Origin of the sequence: Polaribacter sp. Asnod1-A03, assembly GCF_045063585.1 — a bacterium.
Classification (GTDB): domain Bacteria; phylum Bacteroidota; class Bacteroidia; order Flavobacteriales; family Flavobacteriaceae; genus Polaribacter.
In genome coordinates this window covers 849,011-866,552 of sequence record NZ_JBEFOE010000009.1, presented here as the reverse complement: position 1 = coordinate 866,552, position 17,542 = coordinate 849,011, and the positions used below count along the sequence as shown (strand labels likewise).

General features: G+C 28.1%; 15 protein-coding genes. 4 read left to right on the top strand and 11 right to left on the bottom strand.

Features of this window, described 5'->3' with window-relative positions; all coding sequences use genetic code 11:
* Nucleotides 1-448: 448 nt before the first annotated feature.
* Nucleotides 449-3,082: a DEAD/DEAH box helicase family protein gene (locus tag ACJJVY_RS04300; protein ID WP_405605529.1), complete on the bottom strand. Its 2,634-nt coding sequence runs from the start codon at nucleotides 3,080-3,082 to the stop codon at nucleotides 449-451.
* 310 nt (nucleotides 3,083-3,392) lie between these two features.
* Here ACJJVY_RS04300 and ACJJVY_RS04295 point away from each other — a divergent pair, with 310 nt between their 5' ends.
* Nucleotides 3,393-4,706 carry a dihydrolipoamide acetyltransferase family protein gene (locus ACJJVY_RS04295; RefSeq protein WP_405605527.1) on the top strand — a complete coding sequence of 438 codons (1,314 nt, stop codon included), beginning with the start codon at nucleotides 3,393-3,395 and terminating at the stop codon, nucleotides 4,704-4,706.
* A gap of 96 nt (nucleotides 4,707-4,802) precedes the next feature.
* A complete protein-coding gene (locus tag ACJJVY_RS04290; RefSeq protein WP_405605525.1) occupies nucleotides 4,803-5,537 on the top strand; it encodes a DUF6263 family protein in 735 nt (244 codons plus the stop codon).
* A 98-nt stretch (nucleotides 5,538-5,635) separates the two neighbouring features.
* Here the strand turns inward: ACJJVY_RS04290 and ACJJVY_RS04285 are convergent, their stop codons facing one another.
* The 5 genes from ACJJVY_RS04285 to ACJJVY_RS04265 form a co-directional block, all read right to left on the bottom strand.
* Nucleotides 5,636-6,484, bottom strand: coding sequence for a GIN domain-containing protein (locus ACJJVY_RS04285; RefSeq protein WP_405605523.1), 849 nt, complete (start codon nucleotides 6,482-6,484; stop codon nucleotides 5,636-5,638).
* Between the two features lie 93 nt (nucleotides 6,485-6,577).
* A complete protein-coding gene (locus ACJJVY_RS04280) occupies nucleotides 6,578-8,200 on the bottom strand; it encodes a 2-oxo acid dehydrogenase subunit E2 (RefSeq protein WP_405605521.1) in 1,623 nt (540 codons plus the stop codon).
* An 8-nt stretch (nucleotides 8,201-8,208) separates the two neighbouring features.
* A complete protein-coding gene (pdhA, locus tag ACJJVY_RS04275; RefSeq protein ID WP_405605519.1) occupies nucleotides 8,209-9,198 on the bottom strand; it encodes a pyruvate dehydrogenase (acetyl-transferring) E1 component subunit alpha in 990 nt (329 codons plus the stop codon).
* A 133-nt stretch (nucleotides 9,199-9,331) separates the two neighbouring features.
* Nucleotides 9,332-10,006, bottom strand: a complete 675-nt coding sequence (locus ACJJVY_RS04270; protein ID WP_405605517.1) for a hypothetical protein — start codon at nucleotides 10,004-10,006, stop codon at nucleotides 9,332-9,334.
* A gap of 83 nt (nucleotides 10,007-10,089) precedes the next feature.
* Complete coding sequence (locus ACJJVY_RS04265; RefSeq protein ID WP_405605515.1) at nucleotides 10,090-10,758, bottom strand: M15 family metallopeptidase; 669 nt, start codon at nucleotides 10,756-10,758, stop codon at nucleotides 10,090-10,092.
* A 51-nt stretch (nucleotides 10,759-10,809) separates the two neighbouring features.
* On the opposite strand from ACJJVY_RS04265, the gene ACJJVY_RS04260 reads away from it, so the two are divergent.
* Nucleotides 10,810-11,217, top strand: a complete 408-nt coding sequence (locus tag ACJJVY_RS04260) for a DUF2721 domain-containing protein (RefSeq protein WP_405605513.1) — start codon at nucleotides 10,810-10,812, stop codon at nucleotides 11,215-11,217.
* 41 nt (nucleotides 11,218-11,258) lie between these two features.
* Here the strand turns inward: ACJJVY_RS04260 and ACJJVY_RS04255 are convergent, their stop codons facing one another.
* From ACJJVY_RS04255 to htpG, 5 genes are all read right to left on the bottom strand, one after another.
* Nucleotides 11,259-12,152: a neutral zinc metallopeptidase gene (locus ACJJVY_RS04255; protein ID WP_405605511.1), complete on the bottom strand. Its 894-nt coding sequence runs from the start codon at nucleotides 12,150-12,152 to the stop codon at nucleotides 11,259-11,261.
* 104 nt (nucleotides 12,153-12,256) lie between these two features.
* Entirely contained in the window at nucleotides 12,257-12,766 is a 510-nt protein-coding gene (locus ACJJVY_RS04250) for a DUF3124 domain-containing protein (protein ID WP_405605509.1), read from the bottom strand.
* A 99-nt stretch (nucleotides 12,767-12,865) separates the two neighbouring features.
* Nucleotides 12,866-13,207 (bottom strand): cupin domain-containing protein, encoded by a 342-nt coding sequence (locus ACJJVY_RS04245; protein ID WP_405605507.1) that lies wholly within the window; start codon nucleotides 13,205-13,207, stop codon nucleotides 12,866-12,868.
* Nucleotides 13,208-13,543: 336 nt separating this feature from the next.
* Nucleotides 13,544-13,906, bottom strand: a complete 363-nt coding sequence (locus tag ACJJVY_RS04240; RefSeq protein WP_405605505.1) for a hypothetical protein — start codon at nucleotides 13,904-13,906, stop codon at nucleotides 13,544-13,546.
* Between the two features lie 70 nt (nucleotides 13,907-13,976).
* Nucleotides 13,977-15,881, bottom strand: a complete 1,905-nt coding sequence (gene htpG / locus ACJJVY_RS04235) for a molecular chaperone HtpG (protein WP_405605503.1) — start codon at nucleotides 15,879-15,881, stop codon at nucleotides 13,977-13,979.
* Between the two features lie 177 nt (nucleotides 15,882-16,058).
* On the opposite strand from htpG, the gene ACJJVY_RS04230 reads away from it, so the two are divergent.
* Nucleotides 16,059-17,483, top strand: coding sequence for an aldehyde dehydrogenase family protein (locus tag ACJJVY_RS04230; RefSeq protein ID WP_405605501.1), 1,425 nt, complete (start codon nucleotides 16,059-16,061; stop codon nucleotides 17,481-17,483).
* Nucleotides 17,484-17,542 lie beyond the last annotated feature (59 nt).

Sequence of the window (17,542 nt, the reverse complement as noted above, 5' to 3'; positions counted from 1 at the left end):
CAGAAGAAGTTAGAGAATGGATAGCGAATAAAATTATTTCAGGTCGTTATAATCAATCTAGAATTTTAACACTAAAGTTAAAGAACAACAAGGATATTTCTTTAGATGTAGACAGAATTATAATTAAAAAAGAAACAAGCCTTTTATCTAGTTATGTTAAAAATAACATTAGAATTCATAATTCTTTAGGAAATAATAATTTAATTGAGGTTTTTGATAAAGAATTACCGTATTAAAAACATATTTCTAAAGAGCAATTTGGTAACAACTCTAGAATAGTACAAAGTTGGTTTAGAGGTAAGCAATATAAAAAACCAGTTATAATTTTAGTTGGTAGATGGACGGGAAGTATGGGAGAAGCTTTAACGCCTTGGTATTGTGTTAAGCAACAAAACAATAGTTATAAAGATGAAGTTTTGTTAAAAGCTACAGCTATTAAATTAAAAGCTTATTTCCAAATAACACTTTGTTTTGTCAATTTTTTATCTCTATTATGTATGTGAGCTAATCTTGCTTTTAATAATAATCGTCTACCTATTTTATTTCTAGTATAAATCAATTTTGATTTTCCTAAATTTTTTAACCATTTTTTTTGAAATAATAAAGCTTCTTTTTTGTTGTTAGAAAATACTTCTGGTATTGCAAAAAAATTAGATATATTAAATTTACTCTTATACCAATTAGTTTGTATAATTAAGTATTTAGCATTTTCAATTGGTTGTAATATTTCATTTAAAGCATTTACAAATAACTGACTTTCTAATTTGTTAGTACCACGTATATTACAAGAAATATTTCCATTACTTAATTTTTTAGTATCTATAAAAATATTATTTCTGTCTGTTATAACTAATTTTAAATCAATTAAAGTATCTAAAACAGTTAAAGACATTTTATGAATCTTTTTATATATAAAACCATAACGCATGTACAATTTTATAATTTTAAAAATTTTGTAACCAAATGTAAATGCTAAAGCAGTTAATAGAGAGTAAAGAAAAGTAATTATGTTTTTACTTAAAAAGATATCTAAATTTCTGAATAAAAAATTTGGTAAAAAATAAGATAAACCAATAATAATTTCAATAGATAAATGTTTTACAAGATCTTTATAAAAAACTGTTTTTTTAGTTTTTGGTGTCTCTTTTTCTTGATTTAATAAAATTACTTCTTGTGTAATACCTTTACCAATTGAGATTGCATTATCCCAATTATCTTTTATTTGTTTTCTGTTTTTAGCTTTTTCAAAATTATTAAGGTTGTATCTTTCAATAGATTCAGATTCTAAAATAGATGGAATTTGCAAACGATCAAATCCATTTGTGATAATTATTTTTTCAGAATATGTTATTCCTAGAAAGGCGGTAAACCTTCTTGATAAAATTTCTAAATCTTTTCCACCATTTTCTTCTGATAAATCAACACAAGCTAGGTGCCAAATAATACCAACTTTATTCGGTTTTAAGAGATTTATTCTAATAGCTCTACCACGCATTTGATTAGAAGTAACAAAAGAACCAACAACAGAAGCAAGAATTAAAGAGTTTATAGAAGGTGCATCCCAACCTTCTCCTAATAAAGATTTTGTGCCTATTAATATTTTTATAATTCCAGATTCAAATAATTCAGTAATACTAGTCACAATTTGGTTTTTAGAGTTTGATGTTTTAATAATTAAAAAATCTTTATCGGACGATAAAGGTGTTCCGTTATATAAGCTTAAAGGTTCTTTTTCTTGTAATTTAGATAAAACACTTTTATGTATAATTACTAACGTTCCTGTTAAAACCCCTATTGTATTTTTATGAGAAATAGTTTTTCTTAACTGATGAAAAATAGGAACAATTCCCAATTTATTAATGCTTTTAATTTTTGAATCCAGAGTATCTAAATACTCTTTTCTAATATAGTCTGATAAAATTACACAACGCAAATTATCTTTTAAATTGATTTGCTCTTGTTTTACTATTGTACAAATACTCTTTAGTTTACTTGGGCTAGAACTTAAAGATTTGTAGAGCGTTTTGTTACCTGTTAGATTAACTTTATTTTGGTTGTAAGCAGATATTTTACGTAATTTTTTTTCTAAAATTTGTAGATATGTCTCATTTTGATGTTCTACTTCTCTAGTATTTGTTAATAAATTTTGAAGTAGAATCTCTATCCATTGATTAGTTATTTTAGGGAATTGAATGTTTTCATTTTTATTAAAACCTAAAACACTTAATTTTTCTTGAGAAATATGTTCATCAGCTTGATTTAAAAAAATTAATATAGATGAAAAGAATTCTATATTTTGATAAATTTCATCAATAGAGTTTTCTGTATTTTTATAAAAAGGATGCTCTGTTAAAAGAAGAATAAAATTAGCATCAATTAATAGTTCATCAACAAAATTTGCTATTTTAAATCGATAATCAGCAATAAAATTTATTTCATAATCTAAAGGTTCAGATAAATAAACAAGATCTTGATGAGGGCAAAGGTTATTTTCTTTAATTAAATCAGGAACAACAATTTCATCATCTACTTCTCCACATAAACTAAAATATTTTTTAATTTCAGAGTTAGAGCTATCATAAGGAGGTGTTGCTGTTAAAGAGATTACTGTTTTATTATATTTATTTTTTAGTTCAAACAAACAACTCCACCAAGCTTTTTTAAGATGATGAGCTTCATCTAAAACTAAAACATCTATATTATTATCTTCAAAAAACTGAAAATAATCATTTTTATTTTCAAACGATTTGTAAAGTGAGTGTAGAGATTGATAAGTAGAAAAGGTAAGGGTTTTAGGTCTTTTTATGTTAAAAGAATAGTCTGTAAAATTAAAATCTTCAGTAAAATAAGATTCTAGTCTATTTTTCCATTGATTTCTAACAGTAATTGTAGGTGTTAATACAAGAGTTTTTTTATTGACTCTTCTAATCAATTCTATACCTAAAATAGTTTTACCAGAACCAGGCGGAGCAATTACATGAAAATGATTGTCTTTTATAGAGGTATCAAAATTGCTTAAAACTTTTTCTTGGTAAGGTCTCCAAGTTAACGTAAAATTTAATTTGTTTAAGTTAGAGTTCAATTGATTTTTATTCTGTTATCAAAGATAAAGTAAAATTATGCAATGTTTTTAAATATAATTTTAAGAGAGTTATATAAATAGGTGAAAAATTATAGCTCATTAATACAAATAGCTCTCAAAATTAATTTATATTATATAAATGTTATTAAAATAAGTATTTCATTCTATTTAATTTATAAATATTGTTTTTAAAAAAGATTTAATTACGAATAATGTAAATTGATTTTAATTTTAATTTATATTTTAGGAATTAATTTTATAGAGAAACCAACCATTTTCACTACTTTTGTTTTTGAAAAAAGAGATAAAAATGGCAAGATTTGAGTTGAAATTACCTAAAATGGGAGAAAGTGTTGCAGAAGCAACTATAACTTCTTGGTTAAAAGAAGTTGGAGACACCATTGAGTTAGATGAAGCTGTTGTAGAAATAGCAACAGATAAAGTAGATTCTGAAGTACCATCTGAAGTAGAAGGTACTTTAATAGAAATAGTATACCAAAAAGATGATGTTGTAGCCGTTGGAGAAACAATTGCTGTTATAGAAATAGAAGGTTCTAATGACGAACCGGTTCAGGGTATTAATACTTTTGAACAACCAGAAGTAAAAGAAGTAGAAAAAACAATTGAAAAAGCTCAAGAGATTGTTTCTACTCCAATAGAGAAAAATTCTAATTCGGGTAAATTTTATTCTCCTTTAGTTAGAAATATAGCACAAACGGAAGGTATTACTATGGATGAATTGGAAACAATAATAGGCTCAGGTAAAGACAATAGAATAACAAAAGAAGATATTCTTAGTTATCTAGAAAATAGGGGTAAAGAACCTCAAAAAGCGTTAAATCAACCTATAAAAGTTGAAGTTGCTAAAGTGCCACAAAAGACAGTAACTAAAGCAACACCTGTTTCTGTAAGTGGAGATGATGAAATTATAGAGATTAGTAGAATGGGTAAGTTAGTTTCTAAACACATGATAGATTCATTACAGACTTCAGCTCATGTGCAATCTTTTATAGAAATTGATGTTACAAATATTGTAAAATGGAGAAGCAAAGTTAAAGATGCCTTTTTAAAGAGAGAAGGAGAGAAATTAACTTTTACGCCAATTTTTATGCAAGCAATTGCAACTACTATAAAAAAGTATCCGTTAATTAATATCTCTGTAAATGGAGATAAAATTATAAAAAAGAAAAATATTAATTTGGGGATGGCAGCTGCTTTACCTGATGGTAATTTAATTGTACCAGTTATCAAAAACGCAGATCAATTAAGTTTAGTTGGCATTACTAAATCTGTTAATGATTTAGCTAATAGAGCTAGAAATAATGCTTTAAAACCAGATGAAATACAAGACGGAACATACACAGTTACTAATGTAGGTAGTTTTGGTTCAATTACTGGTACTCCAATAATAAATCAACCACAGGTAGCTATTTTAGCTTTAGGTGCAATTAGAAAGTTACCTGCTGTAATAGAAACTCCAGAAGGAGATTTTATAGGTATAAGACAAAAAATGATTGTTTCTCATTCTTATGATCATAGAGTTGTAAATGGTGCTTTAGGAGGTATGTTTATTAAAACATTAAAAGAAATTTTAGAATCTTGGGATGTAAATCAAGATTTTTAATAATATTATTAGATATAAAAAATGCTTAGAATTTTCTAAGCATTTTTTATTTTAATCCATTATATTCGTAGGATATAATAATATAAATAAAATATAATGAAAAAATTGTTAGTATTGTTTTTAGTAGTTTCTTCTACTATTACTTTTAGTCAAGAGTCTGTATTGTTAAGATTAAATTACTCCAAAGGAGATGTGTACAAAGCAAATATGACGATGAACCAAGATATGGGGGCAATTATGTCTATGGCTATGAATGTTGATATGAATATGAGTATTACCGAAGTTAATGGTGATAGTTTTACTAGTGAAATGAAATTTACTAAATTAACGATGAATATGTTGCAAGGTGGTAATGCAATGACTTTTGATTCATCTAAGAGTGAAGAAGAACTAGATCAAACAGGTAAGATGATGAAAGCTCAAATGGATCCGATGTTAAAAGCTCTTATTGTTCTTAAAGGAAATAATTTAGGCGAAATTAGTGAGGTTAGTGTTACACCAAGTGTACCTGGAGTAGAAGATATGGCAAAACAATATAGTAGCGTTGTTTACCCTAAAGAATCTGTTAAAGTTGGTAGTACTTGGACAATGAGCCAAGAACAAAAAGGAATGAAAATGAATTATACTTATACGGTAAAATCAATTTCAAAAGAAACAGTTGTATTAGATGTTGCAGGTGATGTATCAGGAATGGGAACTGGTAAGATTACTGGGGAAATGACTGTTGATGTAGAAACAGGAGTTCCTTCAAAGTCTTTAGTTGATATGAAAATGTCTGTTCAAGGTCAAGAAATGATTTCTACAGTTACTATGAATATTACAAAAAGTTAATTTATTTAGATTAATAAATAGAATATAAAAAAGCCTTGATAATTAATATTATCAAGGCTTTTTTATATTGTTACTTTTTATATAATTAGCTAGTTATATTATAATTCTTTTTTATAAAGTCTAGATATACCATCAAATTTATCTAAGATTATCTGAGCGTTCCCGTAAATACTTATTTTACTTTTATCTGATGAATAAATTTTAATTTCTTCAGAAACTTTTACGGTTATTTCACTATTATCTTTTGTTGTAGAAAAAACATTTTTTAGGTTTAAGTCTTTCGCATCTAAATTACTAGATTCTGTTATAATAGACTCTAAATAATCTGCATTTCCTTCAATATTTAACTTAGAGTTTCCTTTCATTATAACGTTTAAGCTATCGCTTTTTATTATTATTTCAGAATTACTAGATTCATTTAAAGCTAAATTTATTGTATTACTATCTATATTTAATTTTGATTTAGAACGTAATTGAATTCTTGATTTATTATTATTTGTTAGTGTAAAATTATTTGATTTTACAGATATGTCTGTCTTAGCATAATCATTTATTTTAACTAAAACATCAGGTGCTTCTAATAAATTAAAACTTTCTATTTCAGCATCATCAAATAATTCTATTTCAGTTATTGGAGTTTTGTAAAAAACGGTTATTAATAATTTTTTACTTTCTCTAATTTTCATTGAAGTAGAAATTGTAAGAGTTTTATTAATAACGTTAAACTCTATTATAGGATGTATATTTTCATCTGTTTCTATTTCTATAGAAGATTTTTCTGCTTTTTGTAGAACAACCTTAAAATCGTTTTTAACAGATATTTTGTTAAATGAATTTAACTCTGTTTCTATAGTGGTTATATTTTTGTTTCCTTTTATTTTTTCTTGACTTTGAGCTTGATTAATAATAGAAAATAAAACAAGTAGTAAAATAATTTTATTTTTCATGTTTTTATTCTTTTTAATTTATGTCTAAAAAAGAAAAACCATTTCAAAATAATTATGAAATGGCTCTCTTTACTTTTGTATTTATAAGAAAAACTACGCTAACATAGTAACAGGGTTTTCTATAAATGTTTTTAAAGTTTGTAAAAATTGAGCACCAACAGCACCATCAACAGTTCTATGGTCACAAGTTAATGTTAAGTTCATTGTATTTCCAACAACAATTTGCCCATCTTTAACAACTGGTTTTTGTACAATTGCTCCAACTGATAAAATAGCTGAATTTGGTTGATTAATAATAGAATTAAAATTCTGAATACCAAACATACCTAAGTTAGAAACTGTAAAAGTACTTCCTTGCATTTCTGCAGGAGTTAGTTTTTTATTTCTTGCTTTACCAGCTAAATCTCTTACACCAGCACCAATTTGAGTTAAGCTTAATGAGTCTGTATGTTTAATTACAGGAACTAATAAACCATCTTCTACAGCTACAGCAACACCAACATGAATATGACTATGGTAAACTGTATTTGCATCTGACCAAGAAGTATTAACTTGTGGATGCTTTTTCAAAGCCATAGCACATGCTTTAACAACCATGTCGTTAAAAGATACTTTAGTATCTGGTATAGCATTTATAGTTTTTCTAGAAGCCATTGCATTGTCCATATCTACTTCAATATTTAAACTGAAATCTGGAGCAGTAAATTTAGAATTACCTAAAGATTTAGCAATTGCTTTACGCATTTGAGAGTTTTTAACCTCTTCAGAACTTTCTACATTAGAAGTAGAACCGCTTACTAATGGAGCAGCTGCTTCAACTTTAGCTACAGGAGTAAAGTTTTCAACATCTTTTTTAATGATTCTTCCGTTTTCACCAGAACCAGTAATATCAGCTAAATTATAACCTTTGTCAGAAGCAATTTTCTTTGCTAATGGAGATGCAAAAACACGTCCATCAGAAGTGTTAGCAGTTTTAGTAGCAGGTTTTGCTTCTTCTGTTTTTTTAGCAGCAGGTTTTGTTTCTTTTTTTTCTGGGGTTGCGGGTTTTGCTTCTTCTTTAGTAGGAGCACTTGTAGTTGCTCCTCCGTTAGCAACAATTGCAGATACATCTGTTCCAGCAGGACCAATAATAGTTAGTAAACTATCTACAGGAGCAGTTTCTCCTTCTTGCACACCAATGTAAAGAATAGTTCCTTCATAGAAACATTCAAATTCCATTGTAGCTTTGTCAGTTTCAATTTCTGCAAGCATATCTCCCTCAGAAACTTCATCTCCAACTTTTTTTAACCATGTAGCAATGGTTCCGTCAGTCATTGTATCACTTAAACGAGGCATTGTAATAACTTGCACTCCTTCAGGGATTTCTGTAGACTCACTTGTGGGAGCTTCAGAAGTAGTCTCTTCTTTAACTTCTTCTTCAGCTTTTTCTGGAGCTTCTTCGGAAGATTCCCCATTTAAAAGTCCAGAAATATCTTCTCCTTCTTCACCAATAATTGCTAATAAAACATCTACAGGAGAAGTTTCTCCTTCTTGAATACCAATGTGTAATAAAGTTCCTTCGTAGAAAGACTCAAATTCCATTGTTGCTTTATCAGTTTCAATTTCGGCTAAAATATCACCTTCTTCAATTTTATCACCAACATTTTTTAACCATTTTGCCACAACACCTTCTTCCATAGTGTCGCTTAGTCTCGGCATATTTATAATTGTAGCCATATTTTATCTTAACTTATAAAAGGATAATCTTCTTGTTCATAAACCATATCATATAATTGTTGAGTTTCTGGATATGGAGAGTCTTCTGCAAATTGTTCGCACTCTTTTACCATAGCCTTAACTTCTTTATCTATAGCAGTAATCTCTTCTGCAGTAGCATACTCTTTTTCCTTAATTATATCTAAAACTTGAGTAATAGGATCTATTTTTTTGTACTCTTCAACTTCGTCTTTAGTTCTGTAATGTTGAGCATCAGACATAGAGTGCCCTCTATATCTATATGTTTTCATCTCTAAGAAAGTTGGTCCATCACCACGTCTAGCTCTTTCTAAAGCTTCATCAATAGCTTCTGCAACTTTAATAGGATTCATTGCATCTACAGGTCCACAAGGCATTTCATAACCTAAACCAAGTTTCCAAATATCTGTATGACTTGCAGTTCTTTCTACAGAAGTACCCATTGCATATCCATTGTTTTCACAAATAAAGATTACAGGTAATTTCCATAACATAGCTAAGTTAAAAGCTTCGTGTAAAGAACCTTGTCTAGCAGCACCATCACCAAAACAAGTTAAGGTAACTCCTCCTGTATTATTATATTTATCACCAAATGCAAGACCAGCTCCTAAAGGGATTTGACCTCCTACGATACCATGCCCTCCGTAGAAACGGAATTCTTTAGAAAAAATGTGCATAGAACCACCCATACCTTTAGAAGTTCCAGTAGCTTTACCGTATAATTCGGCCATAACTCGTTTAGGATCTTCTCCCATACCAATTGGTTGAACATGATTCCTGTAAGCAGTAATCATTTTATCCTTAGTTAAATCCATTGCATGCAATGCACCTGCTAAAATTGCTTCTTGTCCATTATATAAATGTAAGAAACCTCTAACTTTTTGTTGAATGTAAACAGAAGCAAGTTTGTCTTCGAACTTACGCCAAAAAAGCATGTCTTTGTACCAATCTAAATAGGTTTGTTTGGTGATTTTTTTCATTCTATTAATTATTGTTTGTTTAAAAGTTATTTATAAAGATACTAAAATAACTGTATTACAAAAATAGCTGTTTTAAATAGAATAAAAAAGTAAGGGATTAAATATTTTTAACGTTAAAAATATTAATTAGTAATTATTTATCTTTTGCTACAATTAAAGTAGCCTTGGCATCTGTAGCTAAATTCCATTCGTTAGAAGAAATTAAGTTGCCAGTATCACTATACACTTTAAAAGCAGCTGTATTTGGCCCTGAAGTTCCTTGATTTAAAGCTTTAAATGCAATTTTATTAATACCAACTTCTAAAGGAATTGTAAATTTCTGATAATTCTGTTTAAGAACTATATTAACTACAGCAGGAATATCATTTACCAAAATCGTAACTCTATCACCATCAGGATATTGGAAATCTCTACAAATAATATAGATACTTTTTGCAGAAGTTCTAATACTACCTAGATCTTGATCAATTTTTGGATAAATATATTGTCCATTTATTTTTTTGAAAGATTTTAAAAATTTTTCTTCTCTCAATTTAGCTGCACTAATAATTCCTTTGTTGTTTAAATTTTGTTCCTTTTGTTGTTGTTTTAGTTTTTCATTTTCTTTATCAAAAGCATTTTTAAAACCATCAGAACCATTTAGTTCTATAGAGTTAGGTTTTTTTACTTCTTTAGCACTACTTAAAATGGTTGTTTTAACGGTTCCTTTTTTATCGCTACTACCAGTGTTAGTGTCTAATTGAGCAGTTATTTTTAAAACTGATAAAAAAATAATAGGAATGGTAAGAAGTTTTGTTTTTACTCTCATTGATAAATTCTTTACTGAATAATAAAAGTAACAAATATAATGCCGATTTTTACGGAAGATGTTGTGGTTTTGTTAAAAATTAATTATTCTACAGGAAAATTAAAATATTTTTTAGGAAAAGGTTCTTCTTTTAATGTAAAGTGCCACCATTCATAATTATAAGGTTTAAAACCATTTTCTATCATTATTTTTCTTAAAAACAATCTATTTTGTTTTTCTTTTTTATCTATTTTGTCATAATAAGTATGAGATTTTTCGCCGAAAAAATCATAAGGACTTCCCATATTTAATTCTTTTCCTGATTTTACATTTATAATTGTTAAATCGACAGTACTCCCTCTGGTATGCCCTGATTTTGTGGCAATATAACCTTGTTCAAATAACTTGTTTTTAGGAACATCAGGATAAAATTCATTTTTCATTAATGTGTCTTTTAAATCTTTAGCCCAAAGGACAAAATGATCTACAGCTTGTTGTGGTCTGTAAGCATCGAAAATTTTAAGACTTAATCCTTTTTTTAATAAAATTTGTTGAATATTTTTTAAAGCTTCCGCTGTTTCTTTGGTTACAATAATCTTACTTTTGTAATAACCGTTAATTGGTTTTCCTATAAAATTGTGATGACTTAAATATCGTAATTCTAGTTGAATAGTTTGATCAATGTCTGATAAGTAAACAAATCCGTTTTCTAATTTTTGAGAATAAGAAAAGGAATTGAATAATATAAATAGAAGTATGATTATTTTTTTCATACATCAAAAATACATAAATTAAACTTTAATAATTAATCTTAGATTTTAATAATGGAAGAACTTTCTCTTACAACACCAACACTTTTATTTTCGGCAATTTCATTGATAATGTTAGCTTATACAAACCGTTTTTTAGCGTATGCAAGTGTAATTAGAAATTTGCATGATATTTATTTAGAAAAGAAAGATACATCTATTCTAAGACAAATTAAGAATTTAAAAATGCGTTTGCAATTAACAAGGTGGATGCAAGTATTTGGTATTTCTAGTTTGTTATTTTGTGTTGTAACAATGTTTTTAATTTATGTTAACTTTTTTACGATTGCAATTTGGGTTTTTGGTGTTGCTTTAATTTTATTAATTATTTCTTTAGGTTTGTTAATTAAAGAAATTCAGATTTCTACAGAGGCTTTGCAACATCATATAGCGGATATTGAAGAACATTTAAAAAAGAAATAATTAGACCTAAAAAAAGCTTCAGAAATATCTGAAGCTTTTTTTTATAATGAACTTGCGTTAAAAGTATCTCCTTGGTTAACATCTCCGGTATCGAATCCCTTTTTAAACCAACGCATTCTTTGTGCCGAAGTTCCGTGTGTAAAAGAATCTGGTACAACTCTTCCGCTATATTTTTCTTGTAAAATGTCATCGCCAGTTGCGTGAGCTGCATTGAGAGCTTCTTCTAAATCGCCATCTTCCATTTGCATAGAATTATTTACTTTTTGAAAATGATGAGCCCAAATACCTGCATAAAAATCGGCTTGTAATTCTAGCATTACAGAGTACTTGTTATATTCTGTTTGACTTATTTGTCCACGTAAAGATTGTACCTTTTTATTAATTCCTGTAATTGATTGTATATGATGCCCCACTTCATGAGCAATTACATAAGCTTGAGCAAAATCTCCTGGAGCATTTAATTTTCTGCCCATTTCTTCAAAAAAACTTAAATCTATATAAATTTTTTCATCACCAGGGCAATAAAAGGGGCCTGTTGCACTGGTAGCACCACCACAAGCAGAAGTTACAGAGCCGGAAAAAAGTACTAAAGAAGGCTCTCGGTAATTAGGTATTATTTGTTTCCAGACATCTTCTGTATTTGCTAAAACAGTGGCTGTAAAATCTGCCAATTCATTTTCAGATTCAGTTCCGTTATAGGTAGAAGTAGATTGAATTTGGTTGTTGCCAGTAATAAAATTTAATGGATTATTCCCTGTAAAATACATTACAGCTAAAACAATACCAACTATAATTAACCCTTTTTTAGAAGTTACTAACTTTAATAAAAGCCCAATAAGCATAGGGTTTAATCCACCACCAGAATTGCTGCCTCCAGAAGATGTTCCTCTTCTATCTTCTATATTGGTACTTTTTCTACTTCCTCTCCATTTCATTTTACGATGGTTTTAAAAACATAAACATACAGTTTATTTTTTAGTTAATAAAATTGAGGTTTAAAGAAAAATGAAAACTTAAATATTAAATATTAAAGATTATTTTACTTAATTCTTTTAGATTGTGTAGAAAAAGATAAACCTTGTTGCCCTTTGGTAGAATTCATAATTCCTTCAAACAAAGGTTCTGGGCAATCTTTTGGCGTTTTCCATTCAAAGATAAAGTTAGAACCTGTTCCGCCTTCTTTATCAACTTCATCAATAATAATTTCGGTAGTTTCTAAAGGAGCTAAAAATATGGTTTTATCAAAATAAGTACGTACAGATGTTCCTTTAGTATCAAAATATTCTGCTTTTAAAAGGTAAATTGTATCTGTATCACTTGTGTTTCTCATACTAACCATTGCGGTTAAACTATGTGTTTTATGTTCGGAAACACTGTAGATTTGAGAGTAAATAGAAAGGTAAGATTTACCGTATTCTAGAGAATCTTTTAGTTGTGTAGTTAAATGTCTTTTAGACCAAGTTTTAAAATCGGTAGAGCTTACTTCTTTGTCTTTATTACAAGCAAATATTAAAATACTGAATACAAAAAGTAGTATATATTTTTTCATTTTTGGTTTATAAAATGTAATAAATCTAAAGTTTAATTTCGTTTCAACGAATTTACTCGTTTTTATCCTTAAAATCAAAACTAAGCTAAAAATTTACTTTTATTTATCAGTTGCAATTCCGAAATAAGTCCAAGTTACATCCTCTAAAAACGGATTGTTCATAGAATGAAATTCCCCTTGTTCTATGGTAATACAATCACCAGAGACTACTATTATTTTTTTATCATTAATCACAAATTCTGCTTTGCCAGATTGTATGTAGAAAATCTCGTACATGGTATCGTGTTTATGGGTTTCTACAGCTTGCCCAGGAGTAAAAGTTGCAGAACCAAACATCATTAATTGAGGAACGATTCCTTTACCTAAAAATACTTTTTTCTTAATTGCTTCATCATGACTTGTACCAATTTTGGGTAATTGATCTGTGTGGACTAGTTTCATTAATGTTTATTTTATAATTCTAATTTACAAAAACTATTAATTTAATGGATAATGTTTTCGAAATATTGAAACTATAAATATTCTATCATTCTTTTTTATCTTGTTGTTCTATGTAATGTTGATTACTAAAAATAGATTTATCCTCTTTATTTATTGAGTTATAAAACCCAAGCATTAAGGCAGTTATAGTTAAGATTGTTTTTCTTTTAATCCAAAGTAATAAGTGTTTGAACTTTTTTGAATAGTTGTTTGTTTTATACATTTATATAATGATAAATAGTGAAACTTAGTTTTTTATCATCGATTGCTTTTCAGCATTTGCTTAAAAAAAGAGTTTTAAGCTATGTATAAATTTGATTTTAAATTACTAACAGTAATTTTCTGGAGTAAAAAAATATGTTGATTATTCTGATAAGCAATTTCTAGAAATAATTGCTTTTGAAGTTTTAAAATAAGTCTAATTTTATTTTGAAAAACATTTTTAAAATGAATGTTTTCTAAAATAAAAGCAAGAAGATATTCGTTAGAACCGTTTTGCTTTAAAACTATGTATTTAGTTTTTTTAAGACTAAGTTTTTTATTCTGAAATGATTTTGAAGACTGATAATATTCTGATGAATTACTATGAGAATAAGCAGGAGATTCTACAACTGATATTATCAGAATCAATAAAAAAACGAAAAATTGTTTCAGTTGCATATTATATTTATTTATTAAAAACAAACCTCTTTGAATCTTCAAAGAGGTTTGTATATTTTCAGCTTTTACACTACTTAATCAATTCGTAAGAACGTTTAATAAAATTGGTTAACTCTTCACCATGTAAAAGGTTTTGAGATAATTTAGCTAAATCAAAAGCTTGAGAAATTAATCCTTTTTGAGCTTCAGCGTCTTTATTATTTAAAATTTCTGAAACTAACGGACTGTTTGTGTTAACGATTAAGTTGTACATATCAGGGAAATTACCCATTCCCATCATTCCACCACCACCAGAAGCTTGCATTTCTTTCATTCTACGCATAAATTCTGGTACAGTAATTAAGAAAGGAGAAGCAGAAGAATCCATCGCTTCTAATTGTACTGTATATGTTTTTGTAGGAACAGCAGCTTCAATAATTGGCTTTAATGTTTCTTTTTCTTCATCAGATAATTTAGAAATTACGTTTTCGTCTTTCTTAATTAAATTATCAATAAAATCAGCATCTACTCTTGTAAATTTTACTTTAGCATCACCACCTTCTAATTTTTGCATTAAATGCGAAATAATTGGCGAATCTAATACTAAAACTTCGTAACCTTTTGCCGTTGCATCTTGTATGTAACTGTGTTGTGCTTCTTTGTTAGAAGTATATAAAATTACGTGATTTCCTTCTTTATCAGTCTGAGCATCTTTTGTTTTTTCGATCAATTCATCAAAAGTGAAAAAAGTATCTGCAACTGTTGGATATAAGGCAAATTTCTTTGCTTTATCGAAAAATTTATCCTCAGACAACATTCCGTATTCTATAATAACTTTAATGTCGTTCCATTTTGTTTCAAAATCTGCTCTATCCTTTTTAAATAAAGAAGATAATTTATCAGCTACTTTTTTAGTGATGTAACCAGAAATTTTCTTTACAGCACCGTCTGCTTGTAAATAAGAACGAGAAACGTTTAAAGGAATGTCAGGAGAATCTATAACCCCTTTTAACATCTGTAAAAAGTCTGGCACAATTCCCTCTACATTATCCGTTACATATACTTGGTTTTGGTACAGTTGGATTTTATCCTTTTGCATATCCATGTTTTGAGACAACTTTGGGAAAAATAAAATTCCTGTTAAGTTAAAAGGATAGTCTACATTTAAATGAATGTGGAATAAAGACTCTTCAAATTGCATTGGATACAATTCTCTATAGAAATTTGTATAATCTTCATCATTTAAATCTGCAGGAGCTTTTGTCCAAGCAGGATCTGTGTTATTGATGATATTATCAACCGTAATTTGTTTATGAGGCTCTGTAGTTTCTTTACCTTCTGCGTCTTTAGTAGTTGCTGGTGTAAATTCTGGATCGTTAATTTCTTTTGTTCCAAATTTAATTGGCACTTGGTTAAAACGATTGTATTTTGTTAATAAACCTTCTATTTTACTGTCTTCTAAAAATTCTAAAGAATCTTCTGCAACGTGTAAAATAATTTCTGTTCCTCTATCAGATTTATCATGTTCTACCAAAGTATATTCAGGAGAACCATCACAAGTCCAATGAGCAGCAGGTTCATCTTTAAAAGATTTTGTAATAATTTCTACTTTATCAGCAACCATAAAAGCAGAGTAAAAACCTAAACCAAAATGACCAATAATACCAGATTCGTTGTCTTTATATTTGTCTAAAAACTCTTCAGCTCCAGAAAATGCAATTTGATTGATGTATTTTTCAACTTCATCTGCAGTCATTCCTAAACCTTGATCTTTAATAGTAATTGTTTTACCATCTTTATCAATACTTACTTCAATTTTAGCATCACCTAATTCAGTTTTTGCTTCACCAATAGAAATAAGGTGTTTTAATTTAGAAGTTGCATCTGTTCCGTTAGAAATCAATTCACGTAAGAAGATTTCGTGATCAGAATACAAGAATTTTTTAATTAACGGAAAAATATTTTCTACCGATACATTAATGTTTCCTTTTGCCATTTTATCAAAATTTTGTTTATTTTATTATTAATGATAAACTAATAGTCAAAAAAAATACCAAACCTTTTTTTGTGACAATATGACATTTTTAATGACATAAAAACTGTATATTTATGTTAAAGTATCTATTTTAATATTGATATATAAAATTCCCCTAAAAACTTCAATCATAAAATTATGGAACTAATTAAAGATAAATTGAATTTAGATGTAATTACGTCTATTTTTAATGCACAAAAAGAAAATCAATTTACTGTTGCCAATAAATCGATAAAAGAACGTAAAAAGAAATTATTAGCTTTAAAAAAAGCGGTAGAAATAACTTATAGAAATGCTATTGTAGAAGCTTTGCATAAAGATATGCGAAAGCCAAAAGCAGAAGTAGATTTAACAGAAATATACCCAGTAACAAGTGAAATTAAACACACTTTAAGACATTTAAATTCTTGGACAGATAAAGAAAGAGTAGGCACACCTTTGGCTTTTTTTGGCTCTACTTCTTATATAAAATACGAACCAAAAGGAGTTTGTCTAATTATTTCCCCTTGGAATTTTCCTGTAAATTTAACTCTTGCGCCTTTGGTGAGCGCAATTGCAGCAGGTAATACAGTAATTTTAAAACCTTCGGAAATGACACCACATATTTCTAAGGTGATGAAAACAATGATTGCTTCAATTTTTGATGAAAATGAAGTAACGTTAATTGAAGGAGCTGTACAAACATCAACAGGTTTATTGTCTTTACCGTTTAATCATATTTTTTTTACAGGATCTCCAGCAATAGGTAAAGTTGTAATGTCTGCAGCAGCAAAACATTTAACTTCTGTTACATTAGAATTAGGAGGTAAATCACCAACAATTATAGATGAAACAGCAAACATAAAAATGGCTGCAAAACGAATTGCAGTTGGTAAGTTTGCAAATGCGGGGCAAGTTTGTATTGCGCCAGATTATATTTATGTTCATAAAAGTAAAGAACAAGAATTGTTAGAAGAGTTAAAACAAGTACTAATTAGTTTTTATAAGGATGATGCAAATCAATCAGAAAATTATACTTGTATTGTAAATGAACATCATAAAAAAAGGATTTTGAGTATTGTTAAAGATTCGGTGGAACATGGTTCAGTTGTTTTTTATGGAGGAAATATTGCAAAGAAATCGAATTCAATAGAACCCACAATTTTAACCAACGTTAAAATGAAGTCTAGAGTAATGCAAGAAGAAATTTTTGGACCAATTCTACCGGTTATCTCTTATGATAAAATTGATGAAGTTATTGATACAGTTAATGATAAAGAAAAACCGCTGGCATTATATGTTTATAGTAAAAAGAAGAAAAATGTAAATTATATTTTAAATAATACTAGAGCCGGTGGTTCTTGTATAAATAATAATGCAATTCATTTTTACAATAATAATTTACCTTTTGGAGGTTCTAATAATAGTGGAATAGGAAAATCTCATGGATTTTTTGGTTTTCAAGAATTTTCGAATGCAAGAGGGGTGTTAAAACAATTTATGCCTGGAGCTTTAGATCTATTAACTCCACCTTATACTGGTTTAAAAGAAAAAATTATTAATTTAACAATTAAGTGGTTGTGATTAATAGGTACAAATTTAAAAACTAAATTTTTAATAGGTATTTTTGTTGAATTAATAAA